General features: G+C 46.5%; 1 protein-coding gene. It reads left to right on the forward strand.

What is annotated here, in order from left to right; all coding sequences use genetic code 11:
* The coding region (locus A3735_RS05405) for a DUF5011 domain-containing protein (protein WP_156499424.1) at positions 1-1,414 on the forward strand (1,414 nt) is incomplete at both ends.

A 1,414-nucleotide genomic window follows, 5' to 3' on the forward strand; every position in this document is an offset into this window, starting at 1 on the left:
AAAGTACGCCCTGAAGATGGTGCGCTTCTTTTGTCTTTACCAGGCCCCTCCTCTTTACCTTCATACCAATCTAACCCCTCAGTCACTAATGCTCGCCCTTTTGGTATTACCTGGGACGGTAGAGACTTATGGGTAGCTGACCAAGAAGAACTCAAGGTTTACCGCATTGACCCAAGCGACGGTAGCGTTGTTGACTTCTTTGACACACCAGGAGCTGACCCTAAAGGATTAAGTTGGAACGGCGAATATCTTTGGCACACAGACCAAACCACCGCTACGATTTACGCTATCGAAACAGGGGTTATCCCGTTTGGCATTACCGGCTGCTTTGAAAAGAACGGTGTAGCAGTCAATGCTGATATATTACTTAGCCAAACAGCTTTATCTGACCAATCAACTAGCACTGATATTGATGACTGCTTCCAGTTCACTGACTTCACCGCTGGCACACCAATCCAACTAAAAGCCAGTGAAGCTGGCGTTGATGAAAAACCTATCATTACTCTTGCCGAAACATCAGCGGGCTCAACTGACGTCACACTTATTGTTGGCGACGAATATTCCGAGCCCGGCTACTCCGCTTATGATACAGAAGACTTGGATTTGACATCTGAGGTCGTTACTAGGCCGAACGTTATCGATACTCCCACTATTATCGATACATCCGTACCAAACCCTACGGGAATACTAGTTGAATATGATGTCGTTGATAGCGCAGGTAACAACGCTGATACGGTATCTAGAATGGTCTACGTTCTAGAAGAGGATATCATCGCTCCCGTTATTACTCTTACTGGCGACGATCCGACATACGTTGAACAACTGACCAGCTATATAGAACCCGGCGCAACAGCAATCGATAATCGTGATGGAGATATCAGCGCAAACATTACTATTTCCGGAACCGTTGATGCAAACACTGCTGGAACTTACACCCTGTCCTACGACGTTTCGGATGCCGTTGGAAACATCGCAACGACTGTCACTCGTAATGTAATCGTCCAAGACACAACTATCCCTAGCATTACACTAAGCGGAGCTTCGAGTATCACTCTGGAAAAAGGCGACACTTATATAGAAGAAGGAGCCACAGCCACCGATAATGTTGATGGTGATATTACGGCTAATATCATTATCTCAGGAAGCGTCACGAACGATACGGTTGGAAGCTATGTCCTAAACTACGACGTGTCAGACTCATCAGGCAATGCAGCAGTAGTCGTTTCTCGCACAATTAATGTTGTCGATACCACTGCACCGATTATTACGCTAATAGGCGCCAGCCCGTATAATCAAGAATTAAACACCCGGTTCACCGACCCTGGCGCTACTGCATCAGATGTTCCAGGCGAAGACTTAAGCAGCTCCATTGTCGTCAGCGGTTCTGTTGATTCAAGCATTGCTGGTACTTACA

The sequence above is a fragment of the Oleiphilus sp. HI0061 genome (assembly GCF_001635675.1).